At 36.9% G+C, this 22,798-nt stretch carries 23 protein-coding genes; 15 read left to right on the forward strand and 8 right to left on the reverse strand.

The window, feature by feature from the left end; all coding sequences use genetic code 11:
• Nucleotides 1–69: 69 nt before the first annotated feature.
• From HCH28_RS07350 to HCH28_RS07365, 4 genes are read left to right on the forward strand one after another with little or no spacing between them, the layout of a single operon-like run.
• Complete coding sequence (locus HCH28_RS07350; RefSeq protein ID WP_221680438.1) at nucleotides 70–1,086, forward strand: FecCD family ABC transporter permease; 1,017 nt, start codon at nucleotides 70–72, stop codon at nucleotides 1,084–1,086.
• Entirely contained in the window at nucleotides 1,079–2,119 is a 1,041-nt protein-coding gene (locus tag HCH28_RS07355; protein ID WP_221680439.1) for a FecCD family ABC transporter permease, read from the forward strand. The genes HCH28_RS07350 and HCH28_RS07355 overlap by 8 nt, the downstream gene beginning before the upstream one ends.
• Before the next feature lie 47 nt (nucleotides 2,120–2,166).
• A complete protein-coding gene (locus tag HCH28_RS07360; protein ID WP_221680440.1) occupies nucleotides 2,167–2,994 on the forward strand; it encodes an ABC transporter ATP-binding protein in 828 nt (275 codons plus the stop codon).
• On the forward strand, nucleotides 2,991–3,752 hold the full coding sequence (locus tag HCH28_RS07365) for an IucA/IucC family C-terminal-domain containing protein (RefSeq protein ID WP_221680441.1): 762 nt from the start codon (nucleotides 2,991–2,993) through the stop codon (nucleotides 3,750–3,752). The genes HCH28_RS07360 and HCH28_RS07365 overlap by 4 nt, the downstream gene beginning before the upstream one ends.
• Before the next feature lie 61 nt (nucleotides 3,753–3,813).
• On the opposite strand, the gene HCH28_RS07370 is transcribed toward HCH28_RS07365, so the two are convergent.
• Nucleotides 3,814–4,386, reverse strand: coding sequence for a TetR/AcrR family transcriptional regulator (locus HCH28_RS07370; protein WP_221680442.1), 573 nt, complete (start codon nucleotides 4,384–4,386; stop codon nucleotides 3,814–3,816).
• 166 nt (nucleotides 4,387–4,552) lie between these two features.
• On the opposite strand from HCH28_RS07370, the gene HCH28_RS07375 reads away from it, so the two are divergent.
• The 3 genes from HCH28_RS07375 to HCH28_RS07385 all read left to right on the forward strand — a co-directional run bounded on the left by HCH28_RS07375 (nucleotide 4,553) and on the right by HCH28_RS07385 (nucleotide 7,554).
• Nucleotides 4,553–5,476: a DsbA family protein gene (locus HCH28_RS07375; RefSeq protein ID WP_221680443.1), complete on the forward strand. Its 924-nt coding sequence runs from the start codon at nucleotides 4,553–4,555 to the stop codon at nucleotides 5,474–5,476.
• Nucleotides 5,477–5,490: 14 nt separating this feature from the next.
• Nucleotides 5,491–5,817 (forward strand): monooxygenase, encoded by a 327-nt coding sequence (locus HCH28_RS07380; RefSeq protein ID WP_004225776.1) that lies wholly within the window; start codon nucleotides 5,491–5,493, stop codon nucleotides 5,815–5,817.
• A gap of 381 nt (nucleotides 5,818–6,198) precedes the next feature.
• Nucleotides 6,199–7,554 (forward strand): YjiH family protein, encoded by a 1,356-nt coding sequence (locus tag HCH28_RS07385; protein WP_221680444.1) that lies wholly within the window; start codon nucleotides 6,199–6,201, stop codon nucleotides 7,552–7,554.
• Between the two features lie 15 nt (nucleotides 7,555–7,569).
• Here HCH28_RS07385 and HCH28_RS07390 read toward each other — a convergent pair whose 3' ends face one another.
• The 4 genes from HCH28_RS07390 to HCH28_RS07405 are packed head-to-tail and all read right to left on the reverse strand — an operon-like array spanning nucleotide 7,570 to nucleotide 10,244.
• Entirely contained in the window at nucleotides 7,570–8,301 is a 732-nt protein-coding gene (locus HCH28_RS07390; protein ID WP_221680445.1) for a CPBP family intramembrane glutamic endopeptidase, read from the reverse strand.
• Nucleotides 8,302–8,325: 24 nt separating this feature from the next.
• Nucleotides 8,326–9,021, reverse strand: coding sequence for a hypothetical protein (locus HCH28_RS07395; RefSeq protein WP_221680446.1), 696 nt, complete (start codon nucleotides 9,019–9,021; stop codon nucleotides 8,326–8,328).
• Nucleotides 9,018–9,881, reverse strand: coding sequence for an ABC transporter ATP-binding protein (locus HCH28_RS07400; protein ID WP_221680447.1), 864 nt, complete (start codon nucleotides 9,879–9,881; stop codon nucleotides 9,018–9,020). Before HCH28_RS07400 ends, HCH28_RS07395 begins: the two co-directional genes overlap by 4 nt.
• Nucleotides 9,882–10,244 carry a GntR family transcriptional regulator gene (locus HCH28_RS07405; RefSeq protein ID WP_221680448.1) on the reverse strand — a complete coding sequence of 121 codons (363 nt, stop codon included), beginning with the start codon at nucleotides 10,242–10,244 and terminating at the stop codon, nucleotides 9,882–9,884.
• Between the two features lie 324 nt (nucleotides 10,245–10,568).
• Between HCH28_RS07405 and HCH28_RS07410 the strand changes: the two genes are divergently transcribed.
• Both HCH28_RS07410 and HCH28_RS07415 read left to right on the forward strand, forming a co-directional pair.
• Complete coding sequence (locus tag HCH28_RS07410) at nucleotides 10,569–10,820, forward strand: phage holin (protein WP_048391360.1); 252 nt, start codon at nucleotides 10,569–10,571, stop codon at nucleotides 10,818–10,820.
• Nucleotides 10,821–10,901: 81 nt separating this feature from the next.
• Nucleotides 10,902–12,989, forward strand: coding sequence for a DUF2339 domain-containing protein (locus tag HCH28_RS07415; RefSeq protein ID WP_221680449.1), 2,088 nt, complete (start codon nucleotides 10,902–10,904; stop codon nucleotides 12,987–12,989).
• A 214-nt stretch (nucleotides 12,990–13,203) separates the two neighbouring features.
• On the opposite strand, the gene HCH28_RS07420 is transcribed toward HCH28_RS07415, so the two are convergent.
• The 3 genes from HCH28_RS07420 to HCH28_RS07430 are packed head-to-tail and all read right to left on the reverse strand — an operon-like array spanning nucleotide 13,204 to nucleotide 15,756.
• Nucleotides 13,204–14,841 carry a DUF7305 domain-containing protein gene (locus HCH28_RS07420; protein ID WP_221680450.1) on the reverse strand — a complete coding sequence of 546 codons (1,638 nt, stop codon included), beginning with the start codon at nucleotides 14,839–14,841 and terminating at the stop codon, nucleotides 13,204–13,206.
• On the reverse strand, nucleotides 14,841–15,290 hold the full coding sequence (locus HCH28_RS07425; protein ID WP_221680451.1) for a PulJ/GspJ family protein: 450 nt from the start codon (nucleotides 15,288–15,290) through the stop codon (nucleotides 14,841–14,843). The genes HCH28_RS07420 and HCH28_RS07425 overlap by 1 nt, the downstream gene beginning before the upstream one ends.
• Nucleotide 15,291: 1 nt before the next feature.
• Nucleotides 15,292–15,756, reverse strand: coding sequence for a type IV pilus modification PilV family protein (locus HCH28_RS07430; protein ID WP_221680452.1), 465 nt, complete (start codon nucleotides 15,754–15,756; stop codon nucleotides 15,292–15,294).
• Between the two features lie 589 nt (nucleotides 15,757–16,345).
• On the opposite strand from HCH28_RS07430, the gene HCH28_RS07435 reads away from it, so the two are divergent.
• The 6 genes from HCH28_RS07435 to HCH28_RS07460 all read left to right on the forward strand — a co-directional run bounded on the left by HCH28_RS07435 (nucleotide 16,346) and on the right by HCH28_RS07460 (nucleotide 22,738).
• Nucleotides 16,346–17,677, forward strand: a complete 1,332-nt coding sequence (locus HCH28_RS07435) for a G5 domain-containing protein (RefSeq protein WP_221680453.1) — start codon at nucleotides 16,346–16,348, stop codon at nucleotides 17,675–17,677.
• Between the two features lie 17 nt (nucleotides 17,678–17,694).
• Nucleotides 17,695–19,365 (forward strand): GspE/PulE family protein, encoded by a 1,671-nt coding sequence (locus HCH28_RS07440; RefSeq protein ID WP_370635348.1) that lies wholly within the window; start codon nucleotides 17,695–17,697, stop codon nucleotides 19,363–19,365.
• A 10-nt stretch (nucleotides 19,366–19,375) separates the two neighbouring features.
• A complete protein-coding gene (locus tag HCH28_RS07445) occupies nucleotides 19,376–20,422 on the forward strand; it encodes a type IV pilus twitching motility protein PilT (protein ID WP_221680454.1) in 1,047 nt (348 codons plus the stop codon).
• Nucleotides 20,419–21,624 carry a type II secretion system F family protein gene (locus tag HCH28_RS07450; protein ID WP_036080216.1) on the forward strand — a complete coding sequence of 402 codons (1,206 nt, stop codon included), beginning with the start codon at nucleotides 20,419–20,421 and terminating at the stop codon, nucleotides 21,622–21,624. Before HCH28_RS07445 ends, HCH28_RS07450 begins: the two co-directional genes overlap by 4 nt.
• A gap of 125 nt (nucleotides 21,625–21,749) precedes the next feature.
• Nucleotides 21,750–22,226: a prepilin-type N-terminal cleavage/methylation domain-containing protein gene (locus HCH28_RS07455; RefSeq protein ID WP_054550585.1), complete on the forward strand. Its 477-nt coding sequence runs from the start codon at nucleotides 21,750–21,752 to the stop codon at nucleotides 22,224–22,226.
• Between the two features lie 56 nt (nucleotides 22,227–22,282).
• Nucleotides 22,283–22,738: a prepilin-type N-terminal cleavage/methylation domain-containing protein gene (locus HCH28_RS07460; RefSeq protein ID WP_221680455.1), complete on the forward strand. Its 456-nt coding sequence runs from the start codon at nucleotides 22,283–22,285 to the stop codon at nucleotides 22,736–22,738.
• Nucleotides 22,739–22,798 lie beyond the last annotated feature (60 nt).

Below are 22,798 nucleotides of genomic sequence, written 5' to 3' on the forward strand. Positions count from 1 at the left end.
TCATTGTAGTGTTTGAGCATAATTGAAACCTACATAAGATAAATTGTGGATCAAGAAAGTTGGCATAACATGAGAATTATTCTTTCCAGTAGACCGATGAAACAAATAGGTTTACTCATCAGCTGTTTGATTCTTTTGCTGGCATTTATAATCAGCATAGCTATTGGTCAAACGTCCATACCTTTTTCGTCAATCTATGATGCTATTTTTCATTTTGATGCTGCTAATAAGGAGCATGTCATTATTCGAACATCTAGATTTACAAGAGCTGTGATCGCTACAGTAGTTGGCGCAAGCCTTGCCATTGCGGGTGCATTAATGCGAGCATTAACAAGAAATCCTTTAGCAGCTCCTGATATTTTAGGTATTAATGCAGGGGCCATATTTTTTATTGTCAGTGCTATTACTCTTTTTTCCGTTCAGTCTTTAATGAGCTATATGTGGATTGCCTTTTTAGGGGCAGGTGCAGCGGGAGCAATGGTTTTTTTCCTAGGCTCATTAGGAAGAGATGGGTTAACACCGATAAAAATAGTATTAGCTGGTGCAGCGATTACAGCTCTATTTGTCTCGTTTACGCAGGGGCTTTTAGTCATCGATGAACAAGGTTTACAAAGTGTCCTGTTTTGGTTAGCAGGTTCTGTATCGGGGCGTAGTATTGAAATGCTTGTGCCTGTCCTACCGTTTGTTTTAGGAGTGACAGTTGTGGCAATATTTATGGGGCGTTCAATCAATATTTTACAATCAGGAGATGATATTGCCAAAGGATTAGGACAACGAACAATGATCACGAAAATCTCGCTAGGCATAATTATTATCATACTTGCAGGTAGTTCAGTAGCTGTTGCAGGTTCAATAGGCTTTATTGGCTTGATTGTCCCTCATATGGCGATCCATCTTGTTGGCACGGATTATCGCTGGATTATTCCCTACAGTGCCGTGTTGGGAGCAATATTGCTACTGTTGGCTGATATTGCGGCAAGATATGTGATTATGCCATTGGAAATGCCGATTGGTGTCATGACTGCCTTAATCGGAGCTCCTTTCTTCATTTATATTGCACGAAAGGGGTTAGCAAAAAATGCCTAATTATGTGACAGTACGAACGAAATCTAATCGTATATCTTTTCAAATTGCTAAAAGATCGGCTTGGATACTATTACTATTAAGCTTATTATTAGTCATCATAACGGTTCTGGGTTTATCTGCTGGTAGTGAGTTTATTCATCCAGTGACAGTGGTGAAAGAATTGATGGGCTATGGGAATGGAGATTATGATTTTGTCTTACATACATTAAGGCTCCCGCGTGTCTTAATGGCCTTATTAGTTGGTGCTGCGCTGGGAGTTGCCGGTTTAATTTTACAAGGAATTATTCGTAATCCTCTTGCTGCCCCAGATATTATTGGTGTAACGAGCGGAGCATCGATGGGTGCAATTATTTTTATCGTGTACTTTATGGGATCAGTCAGCATTCAATTTTTACCGTTAGCTGCTATATTAGGTGCTGGTATTGTCTCCTTCATCATTTATCTACTGTCATGGAGAAAAGGAGTCACACCCATTCGTATGGTATTAATTGGAATTGGCATCTCAGCCTTAGCAAAGGCAGTTGTGACGATGCTGCTTGTGATCAGTAATGTAGCCGCTACAACGAAGGCTTATTTATGGCTGACAGGTAGTTTGTATGGGGCTAATATGCAGGATGTCTATTTGCTATTACCATGGCTAGTCATTTTAGTGCCACTAACATTTATTTTAGCAAGAACGGTGAATGTGAAGGAATTAGGCGATGAAATAGCGATAGGGCTAGGCGTAAAAGTACAAGTGTATCGTGTACTTTTTCTACTCATTAGTGTAATGCTAGCTGGTTCTGCAGTAGCTTTTGCTGGTGGCATTGCCTTTGTTGGATTAGTGGCTCCTCATATGAGCAGAATGCTTGTAGGGCGTTCCTTTGCAGGATTAATTCCTGTGGCAGCTATTATAGGTGGAATCATTGTCATTGTAGCTGATATTGTGGCACGCACAGCCTTTTTACCAAAGGATTTACCTACAGGGGTCTTTACTGCTGCAATTGGCGCACCATTCTTTATTTATTTATTATTTAGAACGCGCAATCAATAAAGCTCCATGTTAAAAAGTTAAAAGCGGGAGAAGAAGGTGACAGGATTTTGAAAAATGTCTTAGAAGCACAAAATTTACATGTAAGCTATGGAGAAAATCTTATTTTAGAGGATTTGAATCTTCAAATACCAAAAGGAAAAATTACAGTACTAGTTGGGGCCAACGGTTGTGGAAAATCTACACTACTTCGGACATTTGCACGACTACAAAAAGCGAAGTCGGGTGAAATTTTTTTAGATGAGAATAAACTAGAGGCCATTTCAACGAAAGAGGTGGCGAAACGTTTAGCTATTCTGCCGCAGGGCCCTGTTGCACCAGAAGGATTAACTGTTCAGCAATTGATTAAGCAAGGTCGTTATCCACACCAGAGCTGGTTAAAGCAATGGTCTACAGAGGATGAAAATATTGTAAACAATGCGCTTGCAGTAACGCAGATGACTGAATTTGCCGATCGTCCAGTAGATGCATTATCAGGTGGTCAGCGGCAGCGTGTATGGATTGCTATGACATTGGCTCAAAAAACAGATCTTATTTTACTAGATGAACCTACAACTTATTTAGATATGGCTCATCAAGTAGAAATTTTAGATTTACTATTTGATTTAAATGAAAATGAAGGGCGTACCATCGTTATGGTATTACATGATTTAAACTTAGCCTGTCGCTATGCCCATCATATTGTGGCGGTGCGTAATAAACAGGTTTATGCCCAAGGGAAGCCAGAGGAAGTGGTGACAACAGAGATGGTCCAGACTGTTTTTCGTATGGATTGTACCATTATTAAAGACCCGCTCTTTGGTACACCTTTATGTGTGCCACATGGCAAGGGGCGAACAGTTCAATCAGTGGAATTAGAGGAGGTAGGGATCTGTTGAGCCTCACACTGTCAGCTGAAGAAACATCAGTGTTACTAAGAGACTATCGATTGGCGATAGAGCCTGCAGTAGATGCTACATACTCTTTATATGCTAAAAATTTATTGGACAATGAACAAGCTCTAGATTATTTACAAAAAATTGCCCATTTCTTTCAATCGCCCTCTATCCTAGTTACGGCATCGTTATTTGCGAAGCGCTATAGTGTCTTAACGATAGCTTCAGCATTCTATGCTATGTCCAGATACGATAAAGGACTACATTGCAGAATTGAAAATATGTGGGTAGAAGCGGAATATGCAAAACCTTGGCTTCCTACTATTCGGCTAATTGATCGCACAGTGTCAATACCTACTGAAGACCGTGAAAAATGGCGTGATGAGGTTCTTAGAGAAATCTTTGCGAATAATTTAGCGAAGGTTTGGCGGTCATTAGCGAAAATAAGTAAAATCCCAAAAACAATCTTATGGGAAAACACAGCTATTTATGTGAATTGGCTCTATGAAACAAAAATAGGGGAAGGGGCCAGCGAGCAAGAAAAGGCTCGTATACAAGAGGATTATCACTATATTGTAAACCTAGCACCAGGCTCCATTTTTGGAGAAAGGAAAAACCCTTTGACGAACTACTGTGGTCCTAAAGTGAAAATTATGGAATCGGAGCAACCTGTACGCTTGAGAAAAACATGTTGTTTCTATTATCATACCTCTGATGAAGCAAATGATTTTTGTATCTCCTGTCCAAAAATAAAAAGATGATCATAACACAAAATCTCTAACCACCAAAAGTGAGTAAACACTTATATCATTTCATAAGTGTTTATTCACTTTTATGTTGATCATCAATACCTGCCAATAAATAAGGAATTACAGGTTTGATAAATTCTTCGGGTTGTATCTCCTGATTGCTAGTTCGCCATTCTATAGAAGCCCCATAGATTCCCCAGCTTAATATTACAGCAGTCATTTTTAGCGCTTCGTTCTCTGTCGCTGCATTTTGTTTCAATAACATTTTGTAAAAGATAATTTCAAGCTGCTCTCTAATAATTCGAGCAATTGTCTCTTCATAGCCTCTATGACAACGATTAGACAATGACTTTTGAAAATTAGTTATCGCTTTAAAGAGAATAATGAAAGCGCCTTCATTAAGTTCGTTATACTGTAGAAAGTCATCATTCAAATTAATTAATAATACTTCTGACAGTACCTTCTCTAACAAATCATATATATCTTCAAAGTGATAATAAAAAGTCGCACGATTAATCATGGCCTCTGACGTAATATCCTTAACCGTTATATCCTTGAACTCTTTTTTACTAGAAAGTGCAATGAAAGAATCCATGATTAATTTACGAGTCCGTATAACACGAAGATCTGTCTTAGATGAGGTCATTACTTAGCACTCCTTTTTAAACAATTTCTAAAAAGTGTTGTATAAACAACAATTCAAATAAATTATTGGTTTAATGATGGTTTTATTATGAATAAAATACAACTGTAAGGCAAATAAGAGAGTTATATATTTATTCTTAACGAAAGTAAGAAAAGGGGATAGTCAATTGAAGAATCATCCAATGGTTTGTGATTTAGAGACAGGTGTATGTGGAGTAGCTAGCGAGGATGAATTGGGGATGATTGATTTTAATCAACCAAAGAAATCCGTTGAAGTATACTATGTAACGGATCCAATATGTTCTCATTGTTGGGCACTCGAACCCGTTCTTCGACGTTTTATAGAGCAGTACGGACACTATTTTAACTTTCATACGATTATGGGAGGATTACTAGAAAAATGGGGTGATGGTCCAGTAGACCCTGCAAATGGAATATCAGGACCTGCGGACGTGGTAGGACACTGGAGAGAAGTTGGAGAATATTATCGCATGCCAATAGATGGAACAGTGATGATGAATAATCCAGTGCAATCATCCTATCCGCCATCTCGTGTCTTTAAAGTGATTCAAAAAAATCAGCATGATGCTACAGCATTTGAATATTTGCGCAGAGCAAGAGAAGCGTTATTCATATTTAATGAAAATATTGCAGAGGAATCCGTTATGATTGACATTGTAAATAAGCTGGGGCTTGATGGAGGGGCTATTGTACATGAATCAGAACAAACAAGCGGGCAACAGTTATTAAATGAAGATTTTGATCTTGCAAGAAATCTAGGCGTAAGAGGATTTCCAACTATTATTATGATGAATGAGGATAATAAAGGCTTAAAAATTGTTGGTGGACGTCCATTTGTAAACTATGTGGAAGGACTAAAACAAGTTCTCAATTTTGAAGAGCTGCAACCAAAACAACAGCCATCTCTTTTAAGCTTACTTGAAAAAGAAAAACTTCTATTTTCTAAAGAAATTGAAGTCATGTATGATTTGGAAAAGTCAGAGGCTATAGCTTATGTGAAAAAAGAGCTTTCATCAGATCAATATGAAATGAAGGAAATGCTCGGTGAATGTTATATTACTACTAAATAATGAGGAGAATGGCAATGACATACGTATTACAGGTAGATTTTAAATTGGATGGACCATTTGGTGATGAGATGGCAGAAGCGTTTTCTGATTTAGCAAAAAGTATTTATGAAGAGGAAGGACTTTTGTGGAAAATTTGGACAGAGAGCCCTGAAACAAACGAAGCAGGCGGCATCTACCTATTCGAATCTAAACGCACAGCTGAACAATATATAGAAATGCATTCCAAAAGGCTAGCTGAATTTGGAATCACTACTATCAACGCAAAAATCTTTGCTATCAATTCAAAACTGACTGAAGTCACGAAGGGTCCAGTAAAACAATTAAAAAAAGCTGATGCATAGTAGAATAACTAGCTAAATCAAAGGAGTCTAATTTCTAATTAAGAAGTTAGACTTTTCTATATTTAAGGATGAATAAATATTCAGAATATTGTGAGGTTGAACCAAATATGTTGTAGCGTTTACAATAGTTTTATAACACGTTTATGGTATAAAAACATGAATAATGTGAGTGTTATTCTATTTAATGCTCAATACTTCAAAGCTTTTATAATAGTCCTATAACAGAAGGAGGGATGAGATGTTGAATGAAAACAACATATTTTTGCTTGTATAGTAGTACAACAATTGATAAATAAATGTTTCTTATAAACACTATTTTAATTGTTGGAATGCAAAATACATAAATTATTGAGATAAAAAGAGATGAGGTTTTAGAAAAAAATGAAAAAGTATTCTGTTGCTACATATTTTTCCTTCATTATTCCTTCTTTAATTGGTATCTTTCTATTTATGACCCCCATTTTAACGGAAGAGGGATGGAAAGTACCCATTGCCATATTAGCTAATGTTTTAGCGGGGTTAGTGGCTCCAATCATTAGCTATTTTACAATTGGAATGTTTGCCATTTCTGCAATTGGTGCACTCATAGCGAAATTTATACCACGTAAAAATGCTAAAGAACCTAGTATTTTATATACATTGTTTTATGTTAATTGGTTTTGGACAATTACTCGTATTATCGGTTTAGCCTTTGCTTCAATGGTGGTCTTCAATTTTGGACCTTCTGCCATCAATAATGAAAATACGGGTGGACTCCTAATGGATCCAAATGAGGGGCTTGTGACGTTTTTATTTACCATTTTTTTGTTTGCAGGTTTCCTTTTACCATTTTTAACAAACTTCGGTTTACTTGAATTTTTCGGGACAATGATGGTGAAAATTATGCGGCCACTGTTTAAAAGTCCAGGACGTTCTTCAATTGATGCTCTTACGTCATGGGTTGGAGATGGCACAATAGGTGTGTTAATGACCAGTAAACAATATGAGATGGGGAACTACACAAAAAAAGAAGCTGCGATTATTGCCACAAGTTTCTCAGTAGTGTCCATCACATTCTGTATCGTTGTATTGGATACTGTACATTTGGCACGCTATTTTATTCCTTATTATTTGACAGTAGTCCTTTGTGGAATTGTATTAGCCATTATTATGCCTCGAATCTATCCCCTTGCGAAAAAGGAGGACACGTACATAGATGGGACACCAGTAGATTATTCACGTGAGAAATTACCAGAGGGCTATAATTCTGTCTCACATGGCTTAGAAAATGCACTTGCTATTGCGCATGCAAATCGTGATCCTCGACAATTTTTCAAAGATGGCTCTAGAAATGTAATTGATTTATGGGTGGGTGTTGCCCCTATCGTTATGGCTTTTGGGACAATTGCCTTAATGCTTGCTGAATTTACAAGTATTTTTGTGATTTTAGGAAAACCGTTCGAGCCAATTTTAACCGTTCTTGGCTTGCCTGAAGCGGCTGAAGCAGCGCAAACAATGGTCGTTGGCTTTGCCGATATGTTTCTACCTTCTATTTTAGGTGCAGGGATTGAATCGGATGTTACTAGATTTGTTATTGCAGTTGTTTCTGTGTCACAGCTGATCTATATGTCTGAGGTAGGTGGACTTATTTTAGGTACAAAAATTCCATTGAAATTTTTGGATTTAGTCGTCTTATTTATACTACGTACGCTTATTTCTCTTCCAATTGCAGCATTGGTTGGTCATCTACTCTTCTAACTAAAATGCCAAGTCTTAAATGGACTTGGCATTTTTCATAAACAGATTGTGATCGATTTTCTTTAGACGTCTCCATAATGTAAGCATGTAGATAAAGAGTACTAAAATGATAAGATAGGCACTTAACATGGAGCCTTCCGTATTTCCCATAATGTTGAAGAAATTATTCAGTCCATGGAAAATAATTGTTACGATAATTGATTGACCTTCCAATACAAGTAAAGCTAGAACTAGGCCAACTAAAAGAGCATAGATGATTTGAAGAATCGTATCTTCTAGAGATTGGCCACCTAGTAATTGTAATGCATGTGTGACGCCAAACAATATACTAGAAATCCAGACAGCAGAAAAAGCCCCTTTTGCTACTAGCATGCGTAGCATAATGCCTCTAAATACAGACTCCTCAATAAATGCTACAATGAAAATTTGCATGATAAACATGACAATTAAATCACTAATAGATGTCATATTCAATCCTTTTGTGCTTACTAAGATGATGCCTAAAATAAGAAGAAGTGGTAAGGTGATGAAGAAATGATTCTTTTTAATAGGATAAAAGAAATATTCTCTCCATTTCTTTTTCGTCGCTATATACATGAAGAGTCCTAATGCAAATGGGATTAACAGCGCAAACTGTAGAAAAGGGCTTGAAGGTTGTTTAATAGAAACAAAGGCACCATTTAAAACATAGAAAAATATGAGTAGAGACTCTAAACCAATTATTTTCATCAACATTTTTAGGGTCATGTTATTATCTTCCTCCTATTCTATTTATACAGGATTTACAGAAACCTTTCTCATACTAGCTGAAATAACTAGATAGAGGAAAATACTAACAACAAACATGCTCCCTAAAATCGCTAATATAGATGAATTGGCTAATAGTTTATACAACGGAGAATACCATTCAAAGATCACCATTAATATAGGTATTAATGCAAGGAAACCAATTAAGCTATAGCCTCCTAGTATGCCTAAACGATAAAAAACAACGTTAAGGAGAAGGCCAGAACTTAGGCAAAATAAAAGCAAGACCGTATCCAATACTACTGTTTGTAAAAATGAATGGGTAATATCAAAAAATAAGATAGGGTGGATGATAATAATATCTTTGATATTGAATAGATTAGAAACATAAGAAATGATTTGATGAGCACATGCAATCATCAAGGCACCGACCAGACTCCAGCTGATAAAAAATAGCCCGACATACAACATATATTGCTGACGACTTAATCCTAGCTTTAAAAAATAGGGTAAGGTTTTATTGAGAAGCTTTGTTGCCATCGTACTGTAAAAAATATAAACAGGAATTGAAATAGTCATAGCAAATGATACATATTGACCAAAAAATGCATCTAAGAAAAATGACAAAAGCACGGTAGAAAATAAAATGCTCCAAAAAATAATATTTTGCTTCTTATAGCTTTGAAATAAGATATAAAAACTGCCTTTCATCGTGTTCATCGCCCCGGCCTCACTTTCTGTTTACTTAAATAGACGAGCATATCTTGAAGAGAAACAGATTCAAGCTTAATGTTCTGATCTTCAATGGATTGGCCATTTGCGAAGACAATAGCTGTCATCTCTTGCATAAATGTATGTTGATAGATTACTTGTAAATCCCCAATTGCTCTCTCAACATCTGAGGCATTGCCTTTTAAAGCCACAATATGCTCTCGCCATTCATCAGTGGTCTTTTGGAGCAAAAGTTCGCCCTCATGTAGAATGAAAATTTCCTCAAATAGCTCGTTCGCCTCATCGATTAAATGTGTTGATAGAATAAATAATCGCGGATTTTCTGTTTGCTGCTCAATTAACAAATCATAAAACAAATTACGTGCGGCTACATCTAAACCGATATACGGTTCATCAAAGATAGTAATGGAAGCACAACTCGCAAAGCCTGTAATAATTCCAAGTGCAGATACCATCCCTTTTGAAAGATTTCGCACTTTATCTTTTGGATTCAGGGCAAATACTTGTAGCAGTTCTTGAGCTAGCTCCTCATCCCATTTTGGATAAAAGAAGCGATTGGCCTTTAATGTTTGGGCAATGGTCATGTCTTCTTGAAAGTTGCCACTTTCAGCGACAAAGCAAATATCACGTAATGTGGAAGGGGAGTTGAACACATTTTCTCCGTTAACTAAAATTTCTCCGCTTGTCGTAGAGATGAGACCTGATAATAAATTTAAAAAAGTCGTTTTGCCAGCTCCATTGTGTCCTAAAAAGCCAATAATCTTTGGCCCCTCCATGGTGAAAGAGATATTTTTCAAAGCTGTTTTATGTTTATAGGATTTCGTGACATTGCTCACATTAATTTTCATTCATGATCCCCCTTGCATCAATTTTTGTAACTCTTCATCTGAAATGCCTAGACGTCTTGCTTCCTTTTTCAATGGTTCAATATGTTGCTGGAAAAAGTTTTCTTTACGCTCAGTAATTAAAATATTTTTGGCGTCTTCATGTACAAACATACCGACACCTCTTTTTTTATAAATGACGCCCTTATCCACTAATTCATTCACGCCTTTCCCAGCAGTTGCGGGATTAATCTGGTATTCTTTTGCAAACTCATTTGTAGATGGAATGCGATCTTCAGGCTGTAGCTGTCCATCTAGAATGGCATCTTCTATTCTTTCACGTATTTGTTGGAAAATGGGCTTTTCGTTATTTAAAGAATGAATCACAATCCACCTCACTTGTTAGTTGGTTAATCACTTATGTAACTAACCATATAACTTGTGGAATCCATTGTCAATGATTTGGTAAAAAAATGTACAAAAATTTTTACATGTAGAAAACCTTCTTATTCTTGAGAGGGCTCTAAGTAAACTAAATAGATGAACATGTTATTCATGAAAAAACTTCCTTCACTTTCTATGTTTGAAAATAGCTTGCATCACAAAATATTATCAAAAAAAACTAGTAACTTGGCTAGAGTTCCATTTTTGCATATGTGTCACATAACCACTATGCATATACTGTGGCAAGAGGGGGGGAGGTGAGCTTTTATGAGAATTAACTGGAAGGTTCGTCTTCAACATATTCCATTTCTACTAGGGCTATTTTCATTGTTGCTCTTACTTGCACAACAAGTGGCTGCAATTTTTGGCTATGATTTTACAGGTGTGATGAGTGAACAAATATCATCTATTTTAAATACAGTCTTATCCATTTTTGTGTTAATGGGGGTCATTGTCGATCCAACCACACGGGGCACTAGTGATAGTGAACGTGCCTTAATGTATCGGAGACCGAGATAAAATGAACGAAAAGTGTAATTTTACAATAAGGATAAATATGTTATAATGTTAGAAAATTGATAAAGTGGGGAGGATGATTGAATGTCCCTTGAATTGGAGCGCAGAATTGCGAAGCTCGAGGAGGAAATGGCAGATTTACGTCAGGAGTTGTCAGTATTAAAAGGTTCGCAAAGCACTGAAAAAATTAATACTCTTGATGCCAGACAGTCGATGATCAAGCAATCAGAACCAATTAAACCAAAACCAGTACTGGAGTCGAAGCCTATCCCGACTAAAGTAGCGGAAAAAGAAGTGCAACCACAGCCATCGATGGAGGAACGTGTTATGTGGGCACTTCCAAAAGTATTCATGGTTATTTTAGTAATGGGTGTACTTTGGGGTCTAAAACTTGTCAGTGACTATGGCTATTTATCGGATGGCGTGAAAATCATCCTTGCCTATGTACTATCGGTGGGATTGGCGGTTATTGCCTATGTACTAGAGCGTAGGAAAGTAGGCTCAATAGCTATAACGATTTCTTTATATGGTGGGGCATTTATTGTCGGTATTTTAACAACCGCAGCGAGTGCCATATTATATGAAATCATTGGTCTTATCCCAGCACTAGGCATTACGCTGCTTTATATTGGTTATGGCATTGCCATTAGCTATTTGAAGAAAAATGAAGCACTAACTGTTTTTGTTGCCTTTACATCATTATTACTACCTTACTTACTAGAATATATGGATTTTAGTGCTGTCATTATCTTATTATTTGTGGTCGTATTGTTTGCTGCATTGCAATTAGTTATTTACCAGCACAAGCAAAAAATAGCCCTTTATATCGCCACATTCTTTTCAGTGCTAGCAGTGAGTGTTGTAGCATTTATGAATAGTGATCAGCAAGTAGTTTTTGCACTTGGCTTACTTGTGATTCTAGCAATCTTTTACGCAATATGGTGTTTACTGTATAACGCACAATCCAAATGGAAGCCACTTCACATCGGACTCCAATTTTCTTTAGGCTCATTTAGTTTATTACTGCTGAACCTGATCATTCGTTCTCTTGAAAATGGAGAAATGCTACTTTTCATTTTAATGGCTTTATTTGGCGCTGTAGCCTTTTATAGCTATCGTCAAAAATGGCAGGAAGTATTGGATAGTGCTGTGACACTCATGTTTATCGCCTTCTGTAATATGATACTTCTATTTAATATTCCAAATAAAGTGGATGATTTATTGTATCCTTTGATTGCATTTGCAGGCGTGATGATGAGCTTACGAATACGTGCAAGTATGATGAAGGTTGTTACTTCACTTTCCCTTGTGATGACATTTACACTAAACTATGTTTTCCATGAACCAAGTCCATTTTTCAGCATCGATCATTTAAGCTTATTTATGCCAATCATCTATTTCATCATTATTTATTTATATGCAAGACGTCCAAAAGAGACACTTTCACCTTTTGAAAAGGTCATGAAGGATTTGTATGTAATCGATATTTTAGCAGTGGTCACAGCTGGCTATTTCTTAGCCTATATTAGCAAGCTAGATGCCGTATACTTTACAGCAACAAATGGCATTCCATATATGGTGTGTATCGTATTAGCTGCCTTATTTACTGGTTCTTTATTTGTAGAGGAAACTTACAAAGGACGTGCTTTAACCCCAGTACTTGGCGCATTTTTCCTACTAGTCTCCTTGATGATTAGCACTAGAGTGACAATGTTGGAAAGCTTAAACAGTATCACTAGATTAATTTATGTAGCAGTGATTGTAGCGATTGTCGCTGATGTGCTTGTAAAAGGAATTATTTATCGATTGTACGAGGACCGTCTGGGGAAATATGTGGACGCCATTGTAAGTACGGGTATCGTGCTCACGATGATTTCGATATGGGGGCTGATCCATCAGTTCACGTTTAACAACGCCCTTGATTGGAAGCTAAGTATCGCCCTTACAACTATTACATTATTCTTAACAGCTAGTGTTTCACTATGGATTAGTTCCACACAACATTTAAAAACATTGCGCACAACAGGCTTTATTATTTTAGTTATCGCATTTATTAAGCTAATTTTCTTTGACTTATCTGCCCTTGATTTATTAATTAGAGCTGTTCTATTTATTACCATTGGTGGTATTGGGATGCTGTTGTCGGGTAGGTTGTTGAGGAAAAATGAATGAAGTTAGTGTGTATAGGTATCAGTAAATGGTAACAATAAAAATGTCAAAGCGTAGTTTAAACAGCGCTTTGATATTTTTGTTATAAGTTCCTCATCTCAGAAAAATTAACTATTATCATATAAGCAATTACTAACAAAAAAAGTTTTCCTTATGAAATTAAGTAAGACGAAAAACAGCCATACAAAAAATTCTCATGGCTGTTTTATATGGCGCGTTAATTTTCAATCATACTTGTTTCCTCAGTCCAGAAAAGATTATCTTTTACGTTTGGAGTAGGGTAATCTGATGTTTCTGTTTCAGGTACAACACCTGGAGGTAGAGGGGTAGCAGGTCCTCCATAAGTGATATTAGTACCTCCACTTGAGGATATATTATTTGCAACTACAATACCTGTAATATTTCCCCCTCCTTTCAAATTAATAGTGGCATTCGGTGCAATTATATATTGCCCATTAGTTTGCATGCCTCCACTAATTTCTATGCTTCTACCTCCTGAAATAATATTTCCGTAGATAGCTGCTCCTGATGTTAAAACCATGTTTGAGCTTTTATTTATAATAGATCCAGCTATTTTTGAGTTAGCATTAAGATTTATTGTAGATGATCCTTGATGATAAATATTTAATTGAGATGGATTCCCGTTTTGGTTGAAGGGGCCAATGAAATTACTTATATTTTTTGCATATATATTTAGCTTCCCGTTCCCTTTAATAAAAATTTTCCCGTTTTTAATATTCAAATTATCTATATAAATATCAACCTCTTTATCTCCTACATCAATTGTGAAATCATTCCCTGTATCCACAGTGAAATTTCTAAACTTAATACTTGAAGATCCTGTAGAAAGGTTTAACGTATATTTTGGATCCCTCCATGTATGGGGAGCGTTATAGTTTCCTTGATTGTCAATAACATCATATGGATTCCATTGATCTCCTATTGTTTGTTTAGATGCATAAGATATATTGTTTGCAGCTAAAAACTTATCATCTGGAAAAAATGTTGGGGGTAGATAACTTTTCGGATCGATATTCAGCTTCGGGACGGTAGTATACGAAAGCCAGTGATCCGCAATTATATTATTTGGATTTTCTAAGCTTATATCTCCATTAACTTTTGCTCCACCTTTAAGTGTAAAAGTACCATTTTGTAAACTTACATTTCCTGTAACAGAACCACCCTCTGTAATGGAGATATTTCCTGAAACAATTGAGGCGTAGCCATCAGGGAAGCTACCAGATGGTTGTTCATTATTATTTTCACCAGTGCCATCACCACTGTCACCGTCCTCTGAAAACGGAAGACGAGGTTCAATTTCGATTTCTTGCGTTACCTCCCGTTCTTTGGCGCCATCAATGCTACCCTTTGATACAATATTAATTCGATAAAGCAATGGTGTTCCATCTGCTGGTATTTCAGTATCTAATGTAATGGATGCCACTTTTCCTGTCGAAATGGCATGTGATTCTAGTATAGAAGGGGCATTTTTAAACGCTTTAAATTCACTATTTAAAATTCTTCTGTATTCAGCCTCAGCCTCAGCTTTTTTTAAACGAGGAAGCTGAGGTCGAGTGCTTTTTCTTCTTGTATTTTCAGTATCAATCCATTTCGTAATTTGCTGATAGGACCTACTTTGAATTTCTGTTAATTCTTTTTTTACTTCTAATTTCGCTAAACTCATCCCCGCCTCAGCAATATAAAAGACAGCCTGATCTTTTCTCTCGTAGTCTACTTGTTTTAGACTGTTAGAAGAGACACTAAGTAAAGAAATACCAAGAATGGAGATAATCACAACTAAAAATAATGCAAGGGCAAGTGCTGAACCTCGTTGATTTTTAATTTGTTTACTCATTATTTTCCTCTCCTTTGAGTAATATCTGTTGCTGCTGTTTGACCATCTTCACTTATAATTTCAATAGCCCCTCCACTGATCGTAAATGAAGATATTTTATATGCAATGGCTTCTTCTCTACCATTTGAATTTCGAATAATTTGATTATTTTCTAATCTATAAGTTGATACAACTTCCTCACCTAACAGTAAGGTGTGTAATTCTGTCGGAGGGTCTGTTGTATCATCAGATTCTGTTATAAGGTTATCACTTTTTCGAAAATCCTTTGTAATTACTTTTAATGCAAAGGATAAATCCTTAATATCACGATTATGAGTACTTTGCTCGAGTTGTTGCTTTGTAGCAGATGTTACGATACTAATACTCAGCATGGATACGATGGCAAGAATAACAACGACTGTGAGCACTTCAAATAATGTAAGACCTTTGCTATTTCGGAGCCATTTCATCTTATTTTGCCCCCCCAAGTATATACACATTTTCCATTGTTGCTTTACTATTGGTACTGTTTTCAATAACTTCTAGATTTACATAAACCGCATTTTTATAAGCGGTATCTGCAGGAAATGTTTCTAATATTAAATAGTAAGTAAAACGATCTTCTTCGTGTGGTAGATATTTATACACTTGGTTAGTGGGTAGAGAAGATGAGGTCGTTTTAGCATTCTCTTCATCTAATTCATAGCCACCTGCTAAATCTTCATAAGTAACAGCTCCACCAGATGCATTATAAATCTCCTCCATCTTTACTTGTGCGGCATAAGTAGCATCCATAATATCATTTGACTTGTGTGTTGTCTTATTTGATTGAACAAGCAAGCCAAAAAATGAAATTAACACAATGCCTATTATTAAAAGGGCGGCAACAACTTCGATCAAAGTCATGCCTTGATTATTTTTAAGATATTTTATCAAAATCAATTCCCTCCCCTCCCTATATTACTATTGATATATCAATAGTTTGGTCTATGTTGAGTAACCGAAAATATTTTGTACGTCTATATTTAGCTTTATTTTGTTGTATTAATTTATATTTTACAATGTCTTTGTCCACTTCAAGGTTAATGTGGACTTCATGGAGCAACGCTTTATCAATAAATTTACCACTAACAAATCTTTCATCATTTGATGTTCATAAACATAGATTTCATATAAGGTGTGTAAAACCTCCTAAATATTATAATTATTTTTAATGCTAAAGATATAGTTGGCTTCAATTTATTATAAAATAAAAATTTCTTAAATATGTAAGTAGGTTCAAAAAGGTAATGAATTATAATAGTTGATTAAGGCTATTATAACAAATTCCAAATATGTATCGAATGGAATTTAAGGTTATTTTTAGTTCTTTGTGACTAATCGTTGAATTATTTTTGAATTTTCGTGTGAAATATCTAGTCAAAATCGGAACAAAGTTGCATTTTAGTAGTGCCAGAATACCATAGTTGTAGTATCATTTGTATATAAATAGAAAAACCACTAAGTTAAATAAAGGATGATGTGGATGAAAACATACATAAAAATAATTAGCTTGTTTTTGGTAATTGTTCTAATCGTGGGATTTTTTGTTCCATCATTTGTGCTAAATGACACAGTTTTTGCTAAAGAAGGTCCTAAATCTTCAACCATTGGAGGTATTGAGATCAATGATGTGAAAACCGCAGATTTAGAAACAACGCTACAAAATGCAATTTCAGAATGGCAAGGTACCGAAATGGAAATTGTTAGTGAGGGTATAGTCAAAACCATTGACTCGAAACAAGTTGCTTTTGATCCATTAGCAGCTATTGCTCAGTACGAAATGCTGACAAAAAAGCCTTGGTATGCTTTTTGGCATAAAGAAAAAGTAGTTCATATTCCCATTCCTGTTACCGTCAATGAAGCAATTACGCAGCAAATAGATGAAGCAGGTGTTTGGGATACAGATAAAACACTACAAAAACTAATCTTACAAGCCAGCTATTTGAAGGAGCATAAGGTTGAAGCTGTTATCAATGAAGATTCCATGCAAACCGGGGAAAGGATTGCATTTCAGATTGCCGAGCTACCAGTAAATAGTCAAGGAGTAGCGAAAATCATTCCGTTATTAAATGATGTAAATCTAGTTCCAAATCAATCCATCTCATTGCTTACACTTTTAGGTGAACAGGCTGGGGTTGTCAATGATGCAGGTTTAGATTTTGTGGCATCAATGCTATATAGTGTAATTCTTCAAACGGACTACGAAATTTTAGAAAGACATTCTCAGGAAATAAATCCAAGCTATTTGCAGCAGGGAATTGAAGCAGATATCAATGCAGCATTAGCAAAGGACTTACAATTTATTAATCGGTCTGAACAGCTCGGTAAACTGAAAGCATCTATAGAGGGTAATCAATTAAAGATAGAAGTTTTTGCAGCCGCGAAAGACAAGGACATAACAGTACGTGTTAGCAAGGATAAAATTGTAAAGCCACGCATTATTTACCGCTATTCGGAGGATTTAAAGGCTGGACAGGAAAGAGTAGAACAAGAGGGTAAAGAGGGTTCAAGAGTCGAAGTTTATCGTTCCATTGTAGAGAATGGAGCAACAGAAGAACAATTCATTAGTAGGGATTATTATGCACCTCAAAATCGAATTGTTACGCGTTCTTCGCAGGAGCCTGTTATCATCACAACGCCTACTCAGAACGTAGGGGCGGGTGCATCAGATCCGGATTTAGAAGTGGATTTAGATGGCAATGGCTTGCCTGATGTGAAACCTTCAAAGCCAGAGGTAACAAAGCAAGAAGATGGACCAGAAATTGTCTATGGCTATTATGATAAGGGTGGTAATTTTGTACAAACAAGTCCATAACGATGGGAGGTATGTTTATGGCAATGAAGCCAGGGCGTAAACGTTTAGGGGATTTACTGGTGGAATCAGGTGTTATCACTGCTGACCAGCTAGAGTATGCATTAACTACTAAGATGAAAAATGAGAAGCTTGGAGATTTCCTTATTAAAGAAAATTTCCTAACAGAGCAGCAGCTTATTGAAGTCTTAGAATTCCAGCTGGGTATCCCTCATATCAGCCTGAATCAGTTTTCAATTAGTCCCGAATTATTACAGCTCATTCCTGCGGAGCTTGCAAAGCGGACAAATATTATGCCGATTCGCAAAGAAAAAAATAAATTATTTATTGCAATGGAAGACCCGATGGATTATTTTGCCATTGAGGAAGTTCGTATGACAACAGGCTGTCAAATCGAGACAAGTATTGCGGCTAAAGATGATTTATATCGGACGATAACAAAATACTATGATTTACAGGAATCAATGGATGCGGCCATGTTGGATTTGGCTGCCACAAGTACAGAAACACAAGAGGAAATAGAGAATGAGGATTCTCCTATTGTTCGTTTAGTGAATCAAATTATTGCGAATGGTGTCGCACAGCGCGCTAGTGATATCCATTTTGATCCACAAGAAACAGAGCTTCGTGTCCGCTATCGGGTAGATGGTGTGCTACGTACTGAGCGATCCTTGCCAAAGCACATGCAAAATGTCGTATTGGCTCGTATTAAAATTATGGGGAATTTAAATATTACTGAAAATCGTATTCCGCAGGATGGACGTATTAAAACCAATGTTAATTTTAGACCTGTCGATATCCGTTTAGCGACACTACCAACAGTTTATGGTGAAAAGGTAGTTATGCGTATTTTAGATTTAACCAATTCAGCCAATGATATTGATAAATTAGGCTTTAGTGCAAGTAATGAAGCACTTTTCAGGAAAATGATAGCCCATCCAAACGGTATGATGCTGATTACTGGACCAACAGGCTCAGGTAAGTCCTCTACGTTATATGCGGCCCTTTCTCATTTAAATGAAGAAGGCGTCAATATTATTACGGTTGAGGACCCAGTGGAATATCAGTTAGATGGTATCAATCAGATTCAAGTAAAAGAGGAAGTTGGCTTAACATTTGCGGTAGGGTTACGATCAATTTTACGACAGGACCCCGACATTGTAATGGTAGGGGAAATTCGTGATCTTGAAACAGCTCAAATTGCTATCCGTGCTTCACTAACAGGCCATTTAGTATTAAGTACACTGCATACTAATAGTGCCATCGAATCTATCTCACGGCTCCATGATATGGGGATCGAGCCATTTTTATTATCCTCTTCTCTTGTAGGAATCATGGCGCAACGCCTTGTACGAAAAGTTTGTCGTGATTGTGCGGAACCATATATATTCACTTCTCGTGAACTTGAAATACTTGAGGACAATGGGGTGGAGGGCGTAACACATGGTAAAAAAGGGCGTGGATGTCCTGCCTGCAATCATACTGGCTACAGAGGACGGATGGCGATTCATGAAATCCTCCCTGTTGATCGCCAAATAAAAGATATGATTTTAAATCGTGTTGGTGATCGCGTCCTCCGTGATTATATGAAAGAAAAAGGTTTCCATACCCTATTAGTGGATGGATTACAAAAGGTTGTAGCAGGCCAAACAACCACATCAGAAATATTACGTGTTGCAAGTGCAGACTAGGGGTGAAAAAATGACAGCATATTCAATCGTTGAATTATTAACACGTGCATTTGAAGAAAAAGCATCTGATCTTCATTTAACAAAAGGTATTCCACCGGTATATCGTATCCATGGGCAGCTGGAGCAATATGGCACAGTCCCACTTGAAACAGAGGATTTGAAGGAAATGGTAAAGGTCATTCTTCCTGTCCATAAACAACAGGAATTTGAGGACAAGGGAGAAACGGACTTTAACTTTTCATTGCCTGGGAAATGTCGATTCCGTGTCAATGCATACCATCAACGAAATGAAGTGACGATTGCAGCTCGTTTAATTGAGGCTAAAATTCCATCTATTGAAGCACTCAATATGCCACAGGTGTTATATAAGCTTGCGGAAAAACCACAAGGCTTAATTTTAGTAACTGGCCCAACAGGCTCAGGGAAATCAACTACCTTGGCAGCAATGATAGATCATATCAATGAAACTAGATCTAAACATATTATTACGTTAGAGGATCCAATTGAATATTTGCATACACATAAGAAGTCTGTCATCAATCAACGGGAGATTGGTGTCGATACAATGAGCTTTGCCAATGGTTTACGAGCATCGTTGCGTCAGGACCCAGATATTATTTTAGTTGGGGAGATGCGAGATTATGAAACCATTTCAACGGCTATTACGGCTGCTGAAACAGGGCATTTAGTCATGGCTACACTTCATACAAGTAGTGCACCAACGACGATCGACCGTATTATCGATGTATTTCCACCGCATCAGCAGAGTCAAATTCGTGTGCAGCTTGCGAATGTACTACAAGGTATTGTTTCTCAGCGTTTATTTGTACGTAAGGATGTAAAAGGGCGTATTGCTGCGACAGAAATTTTAGTACAGGCACCTGCTATTTCAAATTTAATTCGTAACGAAAAAATTCACCAAATTCCAAGTGTGATGCAGACAAGTAAAGCATTAGGTATGCACACATTGGAGTATTCCATGCAACACCTAATTACGACAGGTAAAATTTCTCTAGAGGATGCAAGACCATATATGAACGCTGGTGATTATAGTTGACGATATTTCGTTATAGTGGTCGTACCAAAACAGGAGCACCTAAAAAGGGCATTATCGAGGCACCGAATAAAAAGGTAGCCATGGAAAAGCTTCGAGCACAAGGAATTAATGCACGAGAACTTCAGGAGTCAAATAGCATTTTACATAAAGATATTGCTTTTGGGACAAAAGTAAAGCACCAGGAATTTGTTATTTATTGTCGACAATATGCGACATTAATTCGTGCTGGCGTTCCCGTCGTTGAAGCGACCCATATTTTGGGCGAGCAAACACGGAGTAAACCACTAAAGCGAGCATTGATGCAGGTTGAAGAGGATATTCGAAATGGTATGGCATTTTCAGATGCAGCAGGCAAACACCCAAAAGTGTTCCCATTGCTATTTGTTAATATGATGCGTGCTGGTGAGGCTACAGGGAACGTCGACGATACATTAGATCGTCTTGCAAGCACACTAGAGAAGCAATACAACATTAAGAAAAAAATTCAATCTGCCATGACCTATCCAGCAATTTTATCGCTTTTAACACTAGTGGTTGGTATGTTTTTAATGGTGTTCATTGTGCCAACCTTTATGGATGCATTTAAGGAAATGAATTTGGAAATGCCGTTAATAACGGTCATTGTAGTGGGTATTAGTGATTGGCTCATTCAGTTTTGGTACCTTGTAATTTTAGGGCTATTGGTATTAGTAGTGGGCCTACACTATTTCTATAAAAATAATAAAGAGTTTCATTATGCCGTCAATGTATTTTTACTGCGTATGCCAATCTTTGGACAGCTATTGCAAAAGGATATTATCGCTAGAATGACAAGAACCTTGTCAACACTCTTTAGCAGCTCCGTACCAATCTTACAAGCCTTAACAATTGTCGAAAAGGTTGGTGGTAATCCGGTAATGGGTAAAGTAGTACTGGAAGCGCGCGATAATTTAGAAAAGGGTGGCACATTATCAGAGCCACTTGAAAAAAGCTGGCTCTTTCCACCACTCGTTACACAAATGACCTCAATTGGTGAGAAAACAGGCTCCTTGGACTACATGCTTGAAAAGATCGCTGATTTTTATGAAGAGGAAGTAAACCGTGCTGTCGATACCATGAAGTCACTCATTGAGCCTTTAATGATTGTGGTACTGGCTCTAGTTGTAGGAGTCATCGTTGCGGCTATATTCTTACCAATGTTCCAACTATATGAAAATATGTAATGTTTACAATATTGATATGGATGCCCTTTTGTTCCGCTTAATGGGAAATATCTACTTAGATTTGCTAACAAAAGGAAGCGGCAAGTAGGTATCTTCATGGTTAAGTATTAAAGGAGAGACTGGACATGGAAATTAGGGTAAAGAACGAAAAGGGCTTGACATTAGTCGAGTTATTGGCAGTCATTGTTATTCTAGCTATCGTTGCTGCCATTGCAATTCCAGCAATAAGTAATGTCATTGATAATTCACGTTATAAGGCATTAAAGGCAGATGCCATCAATGTTATTCATGCCGCACAGTTTTATTTTATGGAGCATCCAACCGCTGATCAATGGCAAATCGTCGAAGTGGAAAAATTAGTATCCGACGGGTATCTAGACAGTGCCGGTAAAATATTAGAGGCAGATAAAGAAGGTCAGAGTGCCAATGTCCAATTTATCGAAGGCACCTACTACTTCAATGCGCATGCGATTTATTACAGCAATGGAAAATATATAAATTTTGATAATGCCACCTTACAGCATATTGCAGACGATATTCGCAAGGGAAGCAAAGGAACAGGTGGCAAATGTATTGGGCGAGATTGTGCAGCTTCGCCATAATGTTCAGAAGCGCGTGTACACACACTTCATATAAAACTATTAAGGAGGATTTCATTATGTTAAAAAAATGGAAAAATAAAAAACTATTGAAAAATGAGAAAGGTTTAACATTAGTTGAACTATTAGCTGTAATTGTTATCCTAGCAATTATCGCAGCAATCGCTGTACCTGCAATTGGTAATATTATTAATAAGTCGAAGGACCGTGCAATTTTAGCGGAGGCATCAAATATTCTAGCGGGGGCTAAGATTGCTTATATTGATGGGGCTTGTAAAGATGATAAATGCGATAAAGATGCATTAAAATCGTATGTGGATGGTATAGATTTAAGTGATACTGTTGTTGAATTAACAAAAGATGGTTGGCAAATTACGTACCCTAGATTAAAGGATATAAAATTAGAAGAATTTAAAGTTGCAGATGGGAAATCCCTTGAAAAAGATATTAATAGTAAACTGGTGAAAGCTGGAGGAGAAAAACCTACAACTACTCCAGATACAACAACGCCATAATCAGTCCTCCCAACCCACTCAGAAGCGCAAGTAAATTTGCGTTTCTGGCTGGGAAATGGA

The sequence above is a fragment of the Lysinibacillus sp. K60 genome, from assembly GCF_019731275.1.
Classification (GTDB): domain Bacteria; phylum Bacillota; class Bacilli; order Bacillales_A; family Planococcaceae; genus Lysinibacillus; species Lysinibacillus capsici.